This is a genomic window from Micrococcus sp. IITD107 (genome assembly GCF_041927415.1).
Taxonomy (GTDB): domain Bacteria; phylum Actinomycetota; class Actinomycetes; order Actinomycetales; family Micrococcaceae; genus Citricoccus; species Citricoccus terreus.
Genome location: NZ_JBHFFN010000005.1, coordinates 90,240 through 104,509 on the forward strand (window position 1 = coordinate 90,240; position 14,270 = coordinate 104,509).

Annotated in this window: 12 protein-coding genes and 1 tRNA gene; 4 read left to right on the forward strand and 9 right to left on the reverse strand. The window is 69.2% G+C overall.

Translation table 11 applies throughout. The annotated features are described in order from the left end of the window. Window positions 1–46 precede the first annotated feature (46 nt). The gene (locus tag ACEXHE_RS10025) at window positions 47–898 is read right to left on the reverse strand and encodes a hypothetical protein (protein WP_143109500.1); all 852 of its coding nucleotides are present in this window, start codon (window positions 896–898) and stop codon (window positions 47–49) included. Between the two features lie 220 nt (window positions 899–1,118). Between ACEXHE_RS10025 and ACEXHE_RS10030 the strand changes: the two genes are divergently transcribed. Next, the gene (locus ACEXHE_RS10030) at window positions 1,119–1,664 is read left to right on the forward strand and encodes a peptidylprolyl isomerase (RefSeq protein WP_091699079.1); all 546 of its coding nucleotides are present in this window, start codon (window positions 1,119–1,121) and stop codon (window positions 1,662–1,664) included. A 6-nt stretch (window positions 1,665–1,670) separates the two neighbouring features. Then, entirely contained in the window at window positions 1,671–2,708 is a 1,038-nt protein-coding gene (locus ACEXHE_RS10035; RefSeq protein ID WP_374785696.1) for a rhomboid family intramembrane serine protease, read from the forward strand. Window positions 2,709–2,983: 275 nt separating this feature from the next. Here the strand turns inward: ACEXHE_RS10035 and ACEXHE_RS10040 are convergent, their stop codons facing one another. Further along, the gene (locus ACEXHE_RS10040; protein ID WP_091699081.1) at window positions 2,984–3,262 is read right to left on the reverse strand and encodes a cell division protein CrgA; all 279 of its coding nucleotides are present in this window, start codon (window positions 3,260–3,262) and stop codon (window positions 2,984–2,986) included. A gap of 123 nt (window positions 3,263–3,385) precedes the next feature. Between ACEXHE_RS10040 and ACEXHE_RS10045 the strand changes: the two genes are divergently transcribed. Further along, window positions 3,386–4,045, forward strand: a complete 660-nt coding sequence (locus ACEXHE_RS10045; RefSeq protein WP_091699083.1) for an aminodeoxychorismate/anthranilate synthase component II — start codon at window positions 3,386–3,388, stop codon at window positions 4,043–4,045. A 17-nt stretch (window positions 4,046–4,062) separates the two neighbouring features. On the opposite strand, the gene pknB is transcribed toward ACEXHE_RS10045, so the two are convergent. From pknB to ACEXHE_RS10080, 7 genes are read right to left on the reverse strand one after another with little or no spacing between them, the layout of a single operon-like run. Then, on the reverse strand, window positions 4,063–6,189 hold the full coding sequence (pknB, locus tag ACEXHE_RS10050) for a Stk1 family PASTA domain-containing Ser/Thr kinase (protein ID WP_374785697.1): 2,127 nt from the start codon (window positions 6,187–6,189) through the stop codon (window positions 4,063–4,065). Window positions 6,190–6,191: 2 nt separating this feature from the next. Further along, window positions 6,192–7,958 (reverse strand): protein kinase, encoded by a 1,767-nt coding sequence (locus tag ACEXHE_RS10055; protein WP_374785698.1) that lies wholly within the window; start codon window positions 7,956–7,958, stop codon window positions 6,192–6,194. Continuing rightward, window positions 7,955–9,403 (reverse strand): peptidoglycan D,D-transpeptidase FtsI family protein, encoded by a 1,449-nt coding sequence (locus ACEXHE_RS10060; RefSeq protein WP_374785699.1) that lies wholly within the window; start codon window positions 9,401–9,403, stop codon window positions 7,955–7,957. The genes ACEXHE_RS10055 and ACEXHE_RS10060 overlap by 4 nt, the downstream gene beginning before the upstream one ends. Then, the gene (locus ACEXHE_RS10065) at window positions 9,400–10,818 is read right to left on the reverse strand and encodes an FtsW/RodA/SpoVE family cell cycle protein (RefSeq protein WP_091699089.1); all 1,419 of its coding nucleotides are present in this window, start codon (window positions 10,816–10,818) and stop codon (window positions 9,400–9,402) included. Before ACEXHE_RS10065 ends, ACEXHE_RS10060 begins: the two co-directional genes overlap by 4 nt. After that, complete coding sequence (locus tag ACEXHE_RS10070) at window positions 10,818–12,515, reverse strand: PP2C family protein-serine/threonine phosphatase (protein WP_374785700.1); 1,698 nt, start codon at window positions 12,513–12,515, stop codon at window positions 10,818–10,820. Before ACEXHE_RS10070 ends, ACEXHE_RS10065 begins: the two co-directional genes overlap by 1 nt. A gap of 4 nt (window positions 12,516–12,519) precedes the next feature. Then, a complete protein-coding gene (locus ACEXHE_RS10075; RefSeq protein ID WP_091699092.1) occupies window positions 12,520–13,047 on the reverse strand; it encodes an FHA domain-containing protein in 528 nt (175 codons plus the stop codon). Then, complete coding sequence (locus ACEXHE_RS10080) at window positions 13,044–13,922, reverse strand: DUF3662 and FHA domain-containing protein (protein ID WP_091699094.1); 879 nt, start codon at window positions 13,920–13,922, stop codon at window positions 13,044–13,046. Before ACEXHE_RS10080 ends, ACEXHE_RS10075 begins: the two co-directional genes overlap by 4 nt. A gap of 231 nt (window positions 13,923–14,153) precedes the next feature. Between ACEXHE_RS10080 and ACEXHE_RS10085 the strand changes: the two genes are divergently transcribed. Then, window positions 14,154–14,237, forward strand: a tRNA-Leu gene (locus ACEXHE_RS10085). Window positions 14,238–14,270 lie beyond the last annotated feature (33 nt).

Here is a 14,270-nt window from a genome sequence, read left to right on the forward strand (position 1 = left end):
CGACGGGCCTTCGTGGTCATTCAGCCCAGACGGCTGAGCGGGGTCCTCAGTTGGCCGACTTCGGGGCCGGGGCGCCCTGGACCTTCTCCTCGGCGGTGTCCACGATGGCGTTGCCACCGGCGGCGGCCGGAGCCGGAGTGGCGGCGGTGCCAGCCGCACCTGCGGACGGAGCGGCGGCGGGGGTGCCGGCGACCGGAGCGGGCTTCGGTGCAGTCACGGGAGCGCCAGCGGCACCGGTGGTGACGGGCTGGGGAGCCTGACCGGTGGGGGTCAGCGGCTTCGGAGCCGGGTTCTTCCACGGATCCTCGACCGGCTTGGTCAGCTGCCACACGGCGACGGCCGCGGCACCGGCTGCGGCGACGATGCCGGCCACCAGCCAGCCCTTGCCGCTGGAGTTCTTCTTGCCGTGCTTCTTGAGCTGCTTCTGCGCGACCTTGGTGTAGTTCTCACCGGCCTTGCGCAGCTTCTTCACGGCCTTCTTGTCCCCGGTCAGCTTCACCAGGATGTCCTCGACCGCGGGGTTCACCTTGGCGTGGTGGATGCCCTTGTTGGCCTGTCCGGCCAGATCGGCCAGACGGCTCGAGGCGGCAGGGAGGTAGTCGTCCTGGACCTGGTGACGGGCCTGGTCCACGTTGTTCACGACGCGGTTGGCAGCACCGGCGAGTGCGGTGCCGGCGGCGGCGAGGCCTGACTGGATCTGGGGGGTGACTTTGTCCACGGTGTCCTCCATCTGGTGAGTGGCCTGGCTGGCGGCGATCTTCGCGCGAGCCTTGCCCTCGCCTGCGCCCTTCTCGGCCCAGGCGAGCATGTTCTCGAACTTCGGCGCGGCCCAACGCATGAGGGTGTCGGCTCCGGCGCTCAGGCGGTCCTCCACAACGGGGGTGCGGTTCTTGCCCATCTGATCCTCCATGATTAGACGCGGGTCTACTGGCCTCCAGGGCGATCGACTGCTCGTCGACGGGGACCAGTTCGCCTCTCAGCCTACGGTGAAGTAGCCCTCTCGCGCACGGGCAGGGGGCTGATTCGGCTGAACGCGTGATTCGGCCCTGCGCGAAGATCGCCGACTTTCCTGTCCCAGAGCCGCCGCGTCCCACTCTGTGGATGGAACAATGAACCCCATGACTGCCATTGCGACTCATCAGGCGACGATCAAGACCAACCAGGGCGACATCCAGGTGGAGCTCTACGGCAACCACGCGCCCAAGACCGTCCAGAACTTCATCGATCTGGCCACCGGCAAGCGCGACTGGGTGCACCCGCAGACAGGCGAGACCCAGTCCGGGACCCCGCTCTACGACGGCACGATCTTCCACCGCATCATCAAGGACTTCATGATCCAGGGCGGCGATCCCCTGGGCCAGGGCATCGGCGGCCCCGGCTACCAGTTCGACGACGAGATCAACCCGGACCTGGACTTCACCGCTCCCTACAAGCTGGCCATGGCCAACGCCGGCAAGCAGATGGGCCGCGGCACCAACGGCTCCCAGTTCTTCATCACCTCCGTGCCCACCACCTGGCTGCAGGGCAAGCACACCATCTTCGGTGAGGTGAAGGACGCCGACTCCCAGAAGGTCGTGGACGCGCTGAACGCCGTCGCCACCGACATGCGGGACAAGCCGCTGGAGGACGTCGTGATCGAGACCATCGAGATCAAGGAAGTCTGACCCTCCGTGTCCTTCTTCACCCCGGGCGGTTCGGATGACGCCGCAGGCCAGCAGCTGCCGGTCTGCCCCCGTCATCCGGACCGCCCGTCCTTTGTCCGCTGTCAGCGCTGTGCGCGACCGGCCTGCCCTGAATGCCAGCGCCGGGCCGCCGTCGGGGTGCACTGTGTGGACTGTGTGCAGTCGGCCACCGCCACGGATCCCTGGGGACAGCCTCTCCAGGGCCCGACGACGGCCGGTCACCCGGGGCAGGATGCCTCCGGTCCGGCATGGGGCCAGGGGACAGCGGTTCCGGCAGGCCGCCAGCCGGCACGGCGTGCCATGCCCGGGCTGGCCCGCCGCAGCGGAGCGGACACCCCCTGGCTGACCTACGCGATCATTGCGATCTGTGCCGTGGTGTACGTGCTGCAGTGGATGACCTCTGCGGACCGCTACGGCATCACCCAGCAGTTCTGGTACGCCGGCGCCCACACCTCGGCGTTGGAGATGGAGCCATACCGGATGCTCACTTCGGCGTTCCTGCATTCGCTGGGCACGCCGATGCACATCCTGTTCAACATGTTCACCCTGTGGATGATCGGCCAGGCCCTGGAGCCGGCGTTGGGCAGGGTGCGGTTCCTGACGCTGTATCTGGTCTCAGCACTGGGCGGATCGGTGGCCGTGCTGTGGCTCTCCGAACCGACCGTGCCGGTCGTCGGGGCCTCGGGTGCCGTCTACGGGCTCTTCGCGGCGCTGTTCATGGTGCTGCGCGCCACGGGTGGCCAGGTCAGTTCGATCGTGGCGCTGATCGTGGTGAACCTGGTCATCTCGTTCATGGGGTCGAACATCTCCTGGCAGGGACACATCGGCGGCCTGGTGACCGGTGCCGCCGTGGCCGCCGCCATGACGCTCATCCCCCGTGGTCGCCCGGCGGGCGGACCGGGATCCTCCCGCGTGGACCGCGGCGTGGTGCTGCAGTGGGCGGCAATCGCCGGGATCGTGGTGGTCCTGGTGGTGCTCACCGCCATCGGCGCCGCCCGGCTCACGCCGCTGGCGATCCTGGGTTGACGACGGGGCGCACCCGCCCCCGAGCTGACCCCGACGGCCCTGTGCCTGCCCCGTGCAGGTGCGGGGCCGTCGTCGTTGTCCCCACCTCTGTCCACAGGTGTGGACGGAATGACACCCGTGTGATTCACACGGAAGTTATCCACAGGAGTTGTCCACAGTGTGGATGAACTACACCGCTGTCATTCCGATCGTGCTGTCCGTGAGAATGAATCTGCCCAGGTCAGCAAGGGATGGGTTGCCCTGGTGAAGATGTCCACAGCTGTGGGGACAGCGGGTCAGCGCCACCGCGTGGTCATCAGGAACCCGATCATGGCGAATCCGAATCCGATCAGGATGTTCCAGCCGCCGGCCTGTGGGAGGGGCCAGACGCCCATGGTGATGTAGTAGACGCAGATCCAGATCAGGCCCACGATCATCAGGCCGAACATGACCACCTTGTACCAGGTGGGCAGCGGCTCGGGGCCCAGGTCCTCGGACCGGCGGTCCGCCCGGCGCTCGGCGCGCGCAGCCTCCACGTGGTTCTTGCCGGACTTGCGAGAGGAGGATTCGGGCACGGGATTCCTGTTCTGAGAAGGGGCGCGGATGTCCGCACCAGTCTATCGGCTGTGTCCTGGCCCACCATGTCCCCGGCGGTCCATCAGGCTCGGCGAGGTCCGCGGAGCGATAGGCTCGACGCCATGATCGACTCCTCCGCCACCTCAGCCGCCGCCCGCATCCTGGTGATCGACAACTACGACAGCTTCGTCTACACCCTGGTCGGCTACCTGCGTGAGCTGGGCGCGGACACCCTGGTGGTCCGCAATGACGCCGTCACGCTGGAGGAGGCCCAGGAACTGGCAGCCGAGCGGGACGGCGTGCTGCTCTCTCCCGGTCCGGGTGCTCCCGGTGAGGCAGGCGTGTGCGTGCCGATGGTCCATTGGGCGGCCGCACACGGCATGCCGCTGTACGGGGTGTGTCTGGGCCATCAGGCGATCGCCGAGGCCTTCGGCGCCACGGTGACCCACGCCGAGGAGCTGATGCACGGCAAGACCTCGAGCCTGCGGCATCACGGCCACACCATGTTCGCCGGAGTGTCCGATCCGTTCACGGCCACGCGCTACCACTCCTTGGCCGCGGTGCGCTCCACCCTGCCGTCGGAGCTGGAGATCACGGCGGAGACCGACGGCGGCGTGGTCATGGGGGTGGCGCACCGCACCGCACCGCTGTGGGGTGTGCAGTTCCACCCGGAGTCGGTGCTGACCGAGGGCGGCTACCGCATGCTCGGCAACTGGCTGGAGTCCTTGGGGATGGCCGGCGCCTCGGCGCGCGCCGCCCAGCTCTCCCCACTGGTGGGCTGACCTCAGCCGCTGGGCAGTCAGTCCGAGGGCGTGCCCGGGTTGGAGGGCTCGGGGCTGGGTTCCACGGAGACGGTCGGCTCAGCTGATGAGGAGGGATCCTCACTGGGGGTCGGAGAGGGCTCCTCGCTCGGCGTGGGGCTGGGCGACTCACTCGTCGGGGTGGGCGTAGGCGTGGGAGAGGGGCTGCTCGGGGTGGGGCTCGGGGTGGGGCTCGGGGACGGCTCCGGGGCTTGAGCCACCCGGACGGTGATGCTCGAGTCCTGGGCCACCAGGTCTCCGGACGAAGGATCCTGTTCGATCACCCGTCCCTCCTCGGTGGAGCTCGTCGTCACCGGCACCACGCTCAGACGCAGACCGACCTCCTGCACCGCCTCCAGGGCCTCCTCCTCGGTGAGCCCGGTGAGGGAGGGCACGGACACCTGACCGTTGGACATGTGCAGCTCCACCGCCGATCCGGAGCGGACCGTGGACCCCAGGGCGGGTGAGGTCTCCACCAGACGGTCACGAGGCACCGTGGAGGACTCCACATCCCGCACCGAGGAGATGGTCAGGCCCAGGCCCTCCAGGGTGTCCCGCACCGTGGCCTCGGACTGGCCGGCCAGGTCTTCCGGAAGGGTGACCTGCTCGGGGCCGCCGCTGATCTGCAGGGTGACCTCGCGCTCCCGGGTCACCGTGGAACCCTCAGCAGGGTCGGTGCCGACCGCGCGGCCCGGGTCGATCTCGTCGTCGAACACCTCGGTGAGGATGGGCCGCAGATCGGCCTGGGTGAGTGCGTTCTGAGCCTCCATCTGGGTCAGTCCACGCACGGTCGGAACGCTCACCTGGTTGGCCTCGACGCTGCGGCGGTTCAACTCCTGGACCAGGAACCAGCCGCCGATCACGGCACCGATCGCCAGCAGCACCACCAGCACCCCGACGACAGCCTTGGCTCCGGCCCCCCGCCGCCGATGGGAGTCGTCCTCGTGCCGCATCCGCAGCGGATGGTCGGCGTCCTGGTCGGCCTCCCGGGTCTGGTCGGTGGAGGGGGACCGGGGGTCGCGGTACTCCAGCGGAGGCGGCGGCACCACCTCGTGACGGCCTGTGGTCAGCCGCGGAGGCGGCTCCTCGTCCTCCAGCCCGGGGAGGGCCTGGGTGGGCTGAGGGTCCGGGTAGGGGTCCTGGACCGCGGAGATCCCCCCTGTCCCGACGTCGGCTCCCGCGCCTTCTGCGCCCAGGGCACCGGCCGCTGCGTTCGTCGAGGCGGCAGGCAGGGCGGTGGTCGCGTCGTCGTCCCGTTCCGGGTGGGGATCCTGGCCGGCGGAGGCGCGCTGGAGGGCCTGGGAGAACTCGCGGCCGCTCTGGTACCGGTCTGCAGGGTCCTTGGTCAGGGCTCGGGCCACCACGGCGTCCAGCTGCGGGGTGACCAGCGAGTTCACCGTGGACGGGACCGGCGGGTCCTCGCGCACGTGCTGATAGGCCACGGCCACGGGGGAATCACCTTGGAACGGCGGTCGGCCGGTGAGCAGGTCGAACAGGACACAGCCGGCGGAGTACAGGTCGGAGCGGGCATCGACCTTCTCTCCCCGGGCCTGTTCGGGAGCGAGGTACTGCGCGGTGCCCACCACGGCCTGGGTCTGGGTCATGGTGGCGGCGGAGTCGGCCAGGGCCCGGGCGATCCCGAAGTCCATCACCTTCACCACGTCGCCGCGGGTCACCATGATGTTGGCGGGCTTGATGTCCCGGTGCACGATCCCCTGGGAGTGGCTGTAGTCCAGCGCCTCCAGGACGCCGCGCATCCACCGGGCGGCGGACTCCGGATCAACCTCACCGCGGCGCTGCAGCTCACGCAGGGTCTGGCCGTCCACGAACTCCATCACCAGGAAGGGGCACATCACCCCGTGGTGGGCGGTGTCCTCCAGTCGGATGTCGCCGGTGTCGAACACCGAGACGATGTTCGGATGGTTCAGCGCAGCCGAGGAGTGGGCCTCCCGGCGGAAGCGGGACTGGAACTGGGGATCCCGGGCCAGGTCCGGGCGCATGAGCTTGATGGCCACACGCCGGCCCAGCCGCAGGTCCCGTCCCTGATGGACATCAGCCATGCCACCCCGACCGATGAGCTCACCGACCTCATAGCGGTCGTTGAGGATGCGCTGCTGCCCGGACACCGTCAGCCGACCTCCGGGGGCGCCGACTCACCAGGCGGCCCGGGCTGACCGGGCGGACCGGGCTCGCCGGGTTCGCCGGGCTGAACGGGAGCAGGAGGTTCGACGGCGCTGGCCGTCTCCGTGGCAGTCTCGGTGTTCGTGGGCGGTGCTTCGGTGGTCTCCGGTGGTGCGGAGGTGGTGGGGGCTTCGGTGGTCTCCGGTGGTGCTGAGGTGGTGGGGGCTTCGGTGGTCTCCGGCGGAGTGGTGGTCTCCGGTGGTGCGGAGGTGGTGGGGGCTTCGGTGGTCTCCGGCGGTGCTGAAGTAGGAGGTGCCTGAGTGGTTGGAGGAGCCGAGGTGATCGGTGCCGGGGCCGCCGAGGTGGTGGGGGCCTGGGTGGTCGGCTCCTCCGAGGTGGGGGATGCCGAGGAGCTGGTGGGTGCTGAGGAGGTGGTCGGCGGGGCCGAGGTGGTCGGATCCTCGCTCTCGTCCCCGGCGAGCAGCGGAAGCAGCCACATGCCCAGCAGGGTGAAGGCGATGAGCAGCAGCAGACCGATCAGTGGCCAGGTCCAGGGGCTGCGGCGGCGCGGTGCGGGCTGGTCCAGGTCTGCCGGGTGGTCCATGTCCGCGGCGGACAGGGCATGCTCGGAGCGCCCGGCCTGATCGACCTGGTCGAGCGTGCCGGTGGCGGTGATGCGTCCGGACTGATCGGCGGCGGCTGCCCCGGCCAGGGCTGCCCCGCCCGCAGAGGCTGCGCTGGCCACGGGCAGCGCCGACGTCCTGGTCCCGCCGGCCCCGGACGCCCCGTCGCCGGGGATGACCTCGGTGGCATGGGTCTGGGTCATGCCCGAGTAGTCGTCGGAGCCGCTCGGATGGACCTGGGTGATGGACTCGGTGGGCTGGTCTGCTCCTGTGGCGGCCCCACCGGTGAGGAAGGCCATCATCCCCGGGACGGCGGCCACCGCGCTGGAGGTGTCCTGGCGGCGCAGGGCATCGGCGGCGTCGGCCAGGGCGGTGGCGTTGGCCGGACGGTCCTTCGGGTCCTTGGCCAGCATGGACATGATCAGCGCGCGGACCGGCTGCGGGATGGACTCCGGCAGCGGCGGCGGCGGGTCGTTGACCTGGGCCAAGGCGATCGCGATCTGGGACTCACCGGAGAACGGTCGGTGTCCCACCAGGCATTCGTAGCCGATCACGCCCAGGGAGTAGATGTCCGAGGAGCCGGTGGCCTGCTGCCCAGTGGCCTGTTCGGGGGCCAGGTACTGGGCCGTGCCCATGACCTGACCGGTGGCGGTCAGCGGGACCTGGTCCGCCAGGCGGGCGATGCCGAAGTCGGTGACCTTCACCCGTCCCTGGGGAGTGATCAGCAGGTTGCCCGGCTTCACATCCCGGTGCACCAGTCCCTGTGCATGGGCGGCGGACAGGGCCCGGGCCGTCTGGGACATGATGTTCAGGGTCCGGTCCGGTGAGAGGACCTTCTCCTTCTCCAGGATGGAGGACAGCGGCGGTCCGGGGACCAGCTCCATGACCAGGTATCCGGAGCCGTCCTCCTCACCGTAGTCGTAGACATTGGCCACCCCGGGGTGGTTCAACAGCGCGGTGTGCTGGGCCTCGGCGCGGAACCGGCGCAGGAAGTTGGTGTCCCCGGTGTACTCCTCCTTGAGGATCTTCACCGCATTGGTCCGGCCCAGAACCTGGTCCTTGGCCTTCCAGACCTCGCCCATCCCGCCGATGGCGATGCGCTCGGTGAGCTGGTACCGCCCTCCGAGGGTGATTCCTGATGTCGGCCTCACTGTTCGACCACCGCTTCCACGATCCTCTTCATATTGGCTGAGGTCATCATGTGACCGTCTTCATAGTCCGTGTTCTGATACACCAGTGTGACAGCGACCTGCGGGTCATCGGCCGGTGCGAAGCCGGTGATCCAGGAGTTGACCTTGCCGGACTCGGGGTCCAGCTGAGCGGTGCCGGTCTTCGCGGCGATCTCGACCTGGTCGGAGCGGGCCTGCCAGGCGGTGCCGGATTGGACCACCTGCTTCATCATCTGGGTCATCTGCTCGGCCACCTCGGGGCTGGTGGAGTTCTTGTAGACCTCAGGCTGGGGCTCTTCCAGGGTGGTCAGGTCCGCACCGCGGATGGTGTCGATGAGCTGCGGCTTCATCAGGGTGCCGTCGTTGGCGATCGCCGCGGCCACCATGTTCATCTGCAGGGCGGTGGCCCCCACGTCGCGCTGACCGATGGAGGACTGGGCCAGGGCGGCGTCGTCCAAGTCCTCGGGGAAGCGCGATGCGGACACAGACAGGGGGATCTCCAGGCTCTGGTTGAATCCGAAGTTCTCCGCGGTGGTCCGGATCCGATCCTGACCCAGCTCCATGGCGGCCTCGGCGAACGGCGTGTTGCAGGACTGGGCGAAGATCCACTCCAGGGTCTGCTGGGAGTGCTGGTTGCACAGGCCGGCGGCGAAGTTGCCCAGGGGGGTGTTGGAGTTGGGCAGGATGATGCGGCTGGGCAGGGGCACCATCTGATCCGGTGCGTACTCTCCGGACTCGAGCATGGCCACGGTGTCGATCAGCTTGAAGGTGGACCCGGGAGCGGCCAGGGTCTGGGTGGGGCGATTGATGTAGGGGCTCAGGCCGGGCAGTCCCTGCAACTCCTCCATGTTGGCCCGAGCGCGGGTGCCGCTGTGCGTGGCCAACAGGTTCGTGTCATAGCTGGGCCGGCTGGCCATGGCCAGGATCCGTCCGGTGGCCGGTTCGGTGATCACCGCAGAGGCCTGCACTCCGGCGGGCAGGGCGTCATAGGCCGCCTGCTGCATCTCCGGGTCGATGGTCAGCTCCACCTGGGCACCCTCCATGGGGGTGCCGGAGAAGAGCTCCACGACCCGGTCGATGAACTGTCCGTCCGAGGTGCCGGCCAGGTACCGGTTCATCTTCTCCTCCAGGCCGGTGGCACCGAAGGTCAGCGAGTAGAAGCCGGTGAGCCCGGAGTAGAGCGGGCCGTCATGGTAGACGCGCTGGTAGTTGAAGTCGTCAGAGGACTCCACGGACTCGGCGATCGGCTCACCGTCCACCAGGATCGGACCGCGGGGGGCGCCGAACTCCTGGTAGAGCTGCCGGGAGTTGAAGTCGTTGTTCTTCAGGGCATCGGCCGCCACCACCTGGATGATGGACACGGCCAGCAACAGGATCAGGAACAGGGCGACGACGACGGCCCAGGTGTTGCGGATGGCCTGGTTCATCGCTCGCCTCCTGGGGTGGTGGGTGCAGGGAGTGAAGTGGGCTCGGACCGGTCCTGGTGGCCTGATCCGGTCCCGGAGGCGTTGACCATGGGGCCGACCACCACCGGGCGCCGGGCGGCCTGGGAGACCAGCAGCACCAGGGCCACCACGATCCAGTTGGCCAGCAGTGAGGATCCTCCGGCGGCCATGAACGGGGTGGTCAGGCCGGTCAGCGGGATCACCATGGTCACCCCGCCGATCACCACGAAGCACTGCAGGGCCATGGTGAAGGCCAGTCCGGCGGCCAGCAGCTTGCCGAAGGTGTCCCGGGTGCCCAGGGCGGCCCGCATCATCCGGGTGACCAGCAGCAGCAGGAGCATGATGATGGCCGCCAGACCCACGAAGCCCAGCTCCTCGCCGAAGGAGGCCACGATCATGTCCGAGTTGGCGTAGGCCACGATGTCCGGCCGACCCTCGCCCAGCCCGGTGCCCAGCAGCCCACCGGAGGCCAGGCCGAAGAGCCCCTGGACGATCTGGAAGGAGCCGCCGGTGCGGTTGTAGACCTCGGGGTCGAACGCGTTGAGCCAGGCGCTCACGCGCAGGCCCACGTGGGAGATGGTGTTGATCGCGATCAGTCCGCCCACGCCCACCAGGGCCAGCCCCAGGATGATCCATGAGACCCGGGAGGTGGCCAGGTAGATCATGGCCATGAACAGGCCGAAGAACAGGATCGCCGAACCCAGGTCACGCTGGAAGACCAGCACCCCCATGGAGATGATCCAGGCGATCACCAGAGGTGCCATGTCCCGGAACCGGGGGAAGGTCACCGGTCCCACCTTCTTGCCGGCCAGCAGGATCAGATCCCGGTTGGCCGAGAGGTAGCCGGCGAAGAAGATGGCCAGCATGATCTTGGCGACCTCCCCGGGCTGGAAGGAGCCCACTCCGAGGTTGATCCAGATCCGGGCCCCGTTGATCTCCATGCCCAGCCCCGGGATCAGGGGCAGCACCAGGAGCAGGCCGGCGGCGATGAGGAACAGATAGGTGCGCCGGCGCAGCAGTCGGTGGTCGCGCAGGAACCAGAGCACCACCAGGGCGGCCCCCATGGCCACCACCGTCCACAGCAGCTGCCGGTCAGCGGCGTTGTCCCCGCTCTCCAGGTCCAGCCGGTGGATCATCGCGATGCCCAGACCGTTCAGGGTGACCGCGATCGGCAGGATGTAGGGGTCCGCGTACCGGGCCTTCAGGCGCAGGACCAGGTGGAAGAGCAGGGCCATGATGGCCAGCACACCGGTCTGGATCCAGTACTCGGCGGTGACCTCACGGTCCATGCCGATCGCTGAGAGCAGGTGTGCACCCAGGCCGATGCCCAGGGCCAGCAGGAGCAGGACCAGTTCCGTGGTGCGCCGAGGGCGGGCGGGAGAGATGACCTGTGGCATCAGCGTCGACCTCCCAGGGCGCCGGCTGCGGCGCCGTCCACCACGGCGTTGACCTCAGCGGCGGGTGGGCGGGTTCCGCTCGGGGACGGGCTCTGGGCGCTTCCCGACGGCGACGGGCTGGGTGCCGCGGTCGCGCTCGGGGAGGGCGAGGGCTGGGTGGAGGGGTCGGACACGGGAGGGGCCTCCGGGGTGAGGGAGCCTTCGAGTTCGGCGACGATCTCCTGGGCATGCTCCAGATCCCGGGCAGGCAGTCCCGAGAGCAGGCGCTGCCGGGAGTAGGCGGGCAGCCGGTCCAGGGGGATGTCGGTCTCATGGTCCAGGTGGGAGAGGCTGATGGGGCCGACCTGCTGTGAGACGCCGTTGAAGATGGCCACCTGCCCGCGGTTGTTGCCCACGTAGTACTGGGTCTGCGTCCAGAGGTAGCCGAAGGTGAGCACGGCCAGGAAGGTCAGGGCCAGCAGGGCGGTGAAGACCGGCAGGAACACGGAGCGGCGGCGACGTGGGGGGATGGCCCCGGTCAGGTCCTCCGGGGGGATGCCCCGGCGCTCTGCGTCCAGATCGGACTGCGCGGTGAGGTCCTGTGCATCGGCACGGTGGGCGGTGTGCTGGGTCGCTGCTTCCTGGCCCCGGTCCGGGGCCTGCCCAGCCGGTGCGGAGACCCCTGGTGCGGCGCCGGTGGCGGCAGCCGCCGGGGCAGGCAGTCCAGCCGGACCACCGCTGCCCGTGATGCGGGTGGGGGACCCACCGGTGAGCAGCGCCGCGGCCCGCTTCTCCGTGGAGCGCCGGGTGACGATCGGGATCTTCCCGGTCTGGGTGGCCAGATCGGCGGCGCCCACCAGTTCGTGGGGCCGAGACTGCAGGTCCTCGCGCAGCAGGGTGGCCGAGACGGGGCCGGTGCGCGCCGGAGTCGCTGCGGCCAGGGCCTCGTCCGAGAGCGCTTCAGAGGACGGTTCCGTCTCCGGCGGGTCCTGTTCATCGCTCTGCACGATCTCCAGCGCCACGATGGTGACGTTGTCCGGCGCGCCGCCGGCCAGGGTCAGCTCGACCAGTTCATCGACCACGTCCCGAAGATCTCCACCGTGGCGCAGCTTGGACTCGATCACGGTGGGGGGCACCACCGCGGTCAGGCCGTCCGAACAGAGCAGCCAGCGCTCGCCGGCGGTGACCTCCAGCGCGGTGATGTCCAGCTCGGGGGAGGCGTCCACGTCTCCGAGCACGCGCATGAGCACATTCTTGTGGGGGTGGGACTCGGCATCGTCCGGGTGCAGCCGGCCTTCGTCCACCAGGCGCTGGACGAAGGTGTGGTCCTTGGTGACCTGGGAGAACTCATCCTCCCGGAGACGGTAGGCGCGTGAGTCGCCGATGTGGGCCAGGTGCAGGGTGGTCCCGGCCAGCAGCACGGCGGTGCAGGTGGTCCCCATGCCGGCCAGCTTGGGGTTGGCGTGGACGAGATCGTTCAGGATCAGGTTGGCGTTCTGGATCTCATCCGGCAGCACCGTGGAGGGGTCTGGGTACCCGGTGGCGTCCAGTGGTGCCAGGTCCAGCACGGTCGAGGCACTGGCGACATCGCCCCCCACATGTCCGCCCATCCCGTCCGCGACCACGGCAAGGTGACGGCCGGCGTAGGCGGAGTCATCGTTCTTGGAACGGACTCGGCCCACATCCGACCGTGCGGCGAAGTGGAGGACGAGGCTCATGGGGTCAGGGCCTCAGCACCAGGACGGTCTTGCCGATCCGGATCGGGGTGCCCGGGTCCACGGCGACCGTGCGGGCCAGCTGGCTGCCGCCGACATAGGTGCCGTTGGTGGAGCCTAGATCCTCCAGGAACCAGCGTGAGCCCTGGGGGAAGAGACGGGCATGGCGGCCGGAGACGTAGTCGTCATCCAGCACCAGGTCTGCCTCCTGGGCCCGTCCGAGCATCAGGGGCTCGCCGTGGAGATCGATCACCTGTCCGCTCAGCGGCCCTTCGGTGACCTCGAGCTGACGGGGCAGTGGACGCGGGGCCGCCTGCTGACCGCCGCCGGGGGTGGCCTGGCCGGGAGCCTCGGCCACGGGCGCGGCGGTGGAGCTGGCCGGGCGGGCCGCCGGGGCGGCGGCCGCCTGGGGGCGCACCTTGTTGCGGCGTCCCACCATCAGGTCCCGGCCCTGGGAGGAGACGATCGAGATGATCAGGATCCACAGCACCAGCAGCAGTCCCAGCCGCAGTGCGGCCACAGCGAGCTCGCTCAAGCGCGGCCTCCTCGTCCATCACGGTCAGTGCCTGGAGACCCTGTGCGGGCCGGCAGCATCCGGAAGGTCATGGTGACCCGTCCCAGGGTGATCTGATCCCCGTCCCGCAGCACGGTGGATCCCTCCACCGGGCGGTGGTTGACCGTGAAGCCGTTGGTGGACCCCAGGTCCATGGCCGTCACCGTGCTGCCCCGCGTGATGATCTCCAGGTGCCGGCGCGAGACGCCCGTGTCCTCCACCAGGATGTCCGCGTCGGCCGAACGCCCCAGGATAATCGAATCGGCGTTCAGGGCGTACTTGCGTCCCTCGATCTCCAGCACCGGCTGCAGGGGAGCAGAGGTCCCGACGGGCCGCTTGGGGGGGCGGTGCGTGCGGGCCGGAGGGGTGGGAGCGGGCCGCGGAGAGGGACGCGGCGTGGGGGCTGGGGCCGGAGCCGCGCTGGGTGCGGACCGGCCGTCGTCGTGATGATCCTGCGGGGGTGGGGCCGGGCGGGTGCCCTGACCGCCGCGATCCGTGGAGGAGTCGATGTCCAGACGGCCCGGGCGCAGCGACTCGTCCTCCACGAACGTCACGCGCACGGGTCCCTGGAGGGTGTAGCCCTGTTCGCGGGCATGGCGGATGGCCTCGTCGCACAGCTCCTCGGCCAGAGTGGATCCCCACTTGCGGGCCAGGACGAAGTCCTGAGCGGAGAAGCCGATGGTGAAGACGTTGGGCACGAAGGTGCGACCCTCGGCCAGGACCATGGCCTCGTCGTCCATGGTCAGGCGGAGGGCATTGGCGATCTCCACCGGCTTCACCGAGCGTTGGCCGCCGGCGGAGAAGGCCGAGCGCATGGCCTGCTCCAGGCCGCGTTCGAGGTTGTCCAGAAGACCCACGGGGGGTTCTCCTTTCCGCAGATGTCGTCTCGATAGTACGCGGGGGACCCTGAGTGAACGATGAGAACGGCGGGGTTCGAGGTTGCGATGACGTATCGGTTCTGGGCCGCGGCAGCGCCCCTCGGGCTCGATTTGGGGATTCGGGGGAAGTCGTTCTAAGATGGTTCTCGCTGTTCTGACCGGTGCGGAGGATTCCGTACAGGCCTTTCGACCGGGAAGACAGACCAACTCGCGCGAGTGGCGGAATTGGCAGACGCGCTGGCTTCAGGTGCCAGTGTCCTTACGGACGTGGGGGTTCAAGTCCCCCCTCGCGCACGCGAGATCTGATGTGAGATCACAGAAGGCCCC

Excerpts from the sequence above, each read along its gene's own strand:
- ACEXHE_RS10025 (WP_143109500.1), bottom strand. The coding sequence starts at position 898 with ATGGGCAAGAACCGCACCCCCGTTGTGGAGGACCGCCTGAGCGCCGGA.
- ACEXHE_RS10030 (WP_091699079.1), top strand. The coding sequence starts at position 1,119 with ATGACTGCCATTGCGACTCATCAGGCGACGATCAAGACCAACCAGGGC.
- ACEXHE_RS10045 (WP_091699083.1), top strand. The coding sequence starts at position 3,386 with ATGATCGACTCCTCCGCCACCTCAGCCGCCGCCCGCATCCTGGTGATC.
- ACEXHE_RS10060 (WP_374785699.1), bottom strand. The coding sequence starts at position 9,403 with ATGAACCAGGCCATCCGCAACACCTGGGCCGTCGTCGTCGCCCTGTTC.
- ACEXHE_RS10065 (WP_091699089.1), bottom strand. The coding sequence starts at position 10,818 with ATGCCACAGGTCATCTCTCCCGCCCGCCCTCGGCGCACCACGGAACTG.
- ACEXHE_RS10070 (WP_374785700.1), bottom strand. The coding sequence starts at position 12,515 with ATGAGCCTCGTCCTCCACTTCGCCGCACGGTCGGATGTGGGCCGAGTC.